We start from the raw sequence: 3,292 nt of genomic DNA, 5'->3' as shown, positions 1-3,292 counted from the left end.
GGCGTGTCCGGCTTCCAGCTACATTTTTCCGATCACGACATTCTCACCCCGGGTGACGCACCGGACGTACTGGTTGCAATGAACCCGGCGGCCCTGAAGGCGAATCTGAAGGATCTGCCGCCGGGGGCCAATCTCATTGTCAACACCGATGCATTCACCGGCGGCAACCTCAAGAAAGCCGGCTATACGACGGATCCGCTGACCGACGGCACGCTGGATGCCTACACGGTGCATCGGGTGCCGCTCACCTCGATGACCATCAACGCGGTGCACGCCGCCGAGGGTGTCGGCGCCGGGGTCAACAAGAAGGAGGCCGAACGAGCGAAGAACATGTTCGCCCTGGGCCTCATGAGCTGGCTGTACCATCGGCCGACCGAGAGCACCGTCGGCTTCCTGGAGAAGAAGTTCGCCAAACGGCCCGAGATCGCCGCGGCGAACGTCGCGGCCTTCCGTGCCGGCTTCAACTACGGCGAGACCACCGAGTCCTTCTCGGTCACCTACGAGGTGGCGCCGGCCCGGATGAAGGCCGGTACCTACCGACGGATCACCGGGAACACGGCACTGTCCTACGGTCTGATCGCCGCCGGCGAGCTGACCGGCCTGCCGGTGTTCCTCGGCTCCTACCCGATCACCCCGGCCTCGGACATCCTGCACGAGCTGAGCCGGCACAAGCGGTTCGGCGTGCGGACCTTCCAGGCCGAGGATGAGATCGCCGGCATCGGCGCCGCGCTCGGTGCCTCCTTCGGCGGATCACTCGGCGTGACGACGACCTCCGGCCCGGGTGTCGCGCTCAAAAGCGAGACCATCGGCCTCGCGGTCAGTCTCGAACTGCCGCTCGTGATCGTCGACATCCAGCGCGGCGGTCCGTCCACCGGCCTGCCCACCAAGACCGAACAGGCCGATCTACTCCAGGCGATGTTCGGCCGCAACGGCGAGGCTCCGGTTCCGATCGTCGCGCCGCGCTCCCCGGCGGACTGCTTCAACGCCGCGATCGAGGCCGCCCGCCTGGCCACCAAGTACCGCACGCCGGTGTTCCTGCTCTCCGACGGCTACCTGGCGAACGGCTCGGAGCCGTGGCTGCTGCCGACCCGCTCGGAGCTGCCGGACCTGAGTGTCGCCTTCGCCACCGAGCCGAACCACACCGGGCCGAAGGGGCCGGAGTTCTGGCCCTACCTGCGTGATCCGGAGACCCTCGCCCGGCCGTGGGCAGTCCCCGGCACGGCGGGTCTGGAGCACCGCATCGGCGGCATCGAGAAGTCGGACGGCCAGGGTGCCATCTCCTACGATCCGGCCAACCACGACCGGATGGTGCGGCTGCGCGCGGCGAAGATCGACGGTATCGCGAACGATGTCGCGCCGCTGGAGGTGGAGGACCCGTCCGGGCAGGCCCGGCTGCTCGTCCTCGGCTGGGGCTCCACCTACGGCCCGATCGCGGCCGGCTGCCGCCGGGTCCGCGCCAAGGGCATGCACGTCGCTCAGGCGCACCTGCGTCATCTCAACCCCTTCCCCGCCAACACCGGGGACATCCTGCGGTCGTACGACAAGGTGCTGATTCCCGAGATGAACCTCGGGCAGCTGAGGACCCTGATCCGGGCCGAGTACCTCGTCGACGCGATCGGCTACAACCAGGTTCGCGGGCTGCCCTTCAAGGCCGCGGAGCTGGCGGGCGTCTTGGAGGACGTGATCAACCAGTGACCGTCACGACGAATCGCAGCGGCATCAGTAACCGGCTACTCGACCTGGTGCCGGCCGCGCCGGCCCAGCAGAGCCGCAAGGACTTCACCTCCGACCAGGAAGTGCGGTGGTGCCCGGGATGTGGCGACTACGCCATTCTCGCCACCGTCCAGGGGTTCCTGCCTGATCTCGGGGTGGCCCGGGAGAACATCGTCTTCATCTCCGGAATCGGCTGTTCCTCACGGTTCCCCTACTATCTGCAGACGTACGGGATGCACTCCATTCACGGCCGGGCGCCGGCGATCGCCACCGGGCTCGCCGCCTCCCGTCCCGACCTGTCGGTCTGGGTCGTCACCGGGGACGGCGACGCCCTGTCGATCGGTGGGAACCACCTGCTGCACGCGCTGCGCCGCAACGTCAACCTGAAGATCCTCATGTTCAACAACCGGATCTACGGACTGACGAAGGGGCAGTATTCCCCCACGTCCGAGATCGGCAAGATCACCAAGTCGACGCCGTTCGGCTCGCTGGACCGGCCGTACAACCCCGTGTCGCTGGCGCTGGGGGCGGAGGCCACGTTCGTCGGACGGTCCATCGACTCCGACCGGGCGCACCTGACCTCGGTGCTGCGCGCGGCCGCGGAGCACCCCGGCACCGCCTTCGTAGAGATCTTCCAGAACTGCAACATCTTCAACGACGGCGCCTTCGACCCGCTCAAGGACCGGACCAGCCGGGACGACGTGACGCTGAAGCTGGCCCACGGCGAGCCCCTCGTCTTCGGCACCGAGGGCGACAAGGCCATTCGACGGGCGCCGGACGGCAGCCTCGAGGTCGTCCCGGCGGGCGGCCCGGACGTCCTCGTCCACGACGCCTGGGCGGCCGATCCGAGCCAGGCGTTCGCGCTGTCCCGGCTCACCGGTGACTCGCACGGCGTCACCCCGATCGGCATCTTCCGCGACGTCGACGCGCCGACCTACGACGAGGCGTTGAACGCCCAGATCGCCGACGCCAAGACCCGCCAGGGCGACGGGGACCTGATGTCGCTGGTCGCTGGTGGGGAGACCTGGACCATCGGGTGATCTGAAAGCCGTCCGCTGATCTGATCAGCACTCCACAGCCCGTGGCCCGGCCGGCCGGGGCGTGCGCGCGGCCCCGCGCCCCAGACGGCCGGGCAGAGCCCGCATTACCACAGAACTATGTCATTGATAATGCCGCTTGGCAGCTATCTGCCGGGGAGTGCGCCGCTCCGGCACCTTCCGGTAAGGTGACATCGCGCGTGGGGGTGCCGTGTGGCCCGGGGGGGCTCACAACACCGATGCAGCCGGAGGCGCAGTGCGGGTTCATCGAGCCCTATGCCCGCGGTCCGTGGCGAGTCCGCGTTCGCCCAGGGGCACCATCAACATGACCGTTCCGATCACGGCCGGTCGCGCCGGGCAACCCCGCGACTCGGTCGGCGTCGTCGTCCGGACCGCTCCCGGAGGTCGCCGTGGGTAATCATTCGGCCGGTCGGCATTCACGCCAGCGCCAGGGAGCCGCCAGGCAGGCCACCGGCCGCCATTCGGCCACGGCGCCGACGACCTCCACCGCGGCGGCCGCGTCGGTCCCACCGCCGACCCCG

General features: G+C 69.0%; 2 protein-coding genes. Both read left to right on the top strand.

Annotation, left to right across the window (positions count from 1 at the left end; translation table 11 throughout):
* A partial coding sequence (locus AC08OO_RS21685; RefSeq protein ID WP_476618985.1) for a 2-oxoacid:acceptor oxidoreductase subunit alpha occupies positions 1-1,695 on the top strand: 1,695 nt, incomplete at its 5' end.
* Positions 1,692-2,753, top strand: coding sequence for a 2-oxoacid:ferredoxin oxidoreductase subunit beta (locus tag AC08OO_RS21680; protein ID WP_476611615.1), 1,062 nt, complete (start codon positions 1,692-1,694; stop codon positions 2,751-2,753). The genes AC08OO_RS21685 and AC08OO_RS21680, both read left to right, overlap by 4 nt.
* Positions 2,754-3,292 lie beyond the last annotated feature (539 nt).

This window comes from Frankia sp. CeCAU1, from assembly GCF_977971845.1.
Note: the sequence above shows the minus strand (reverse complement) of the source record. Positions and strands in the feature narration are given on the sequence as shown.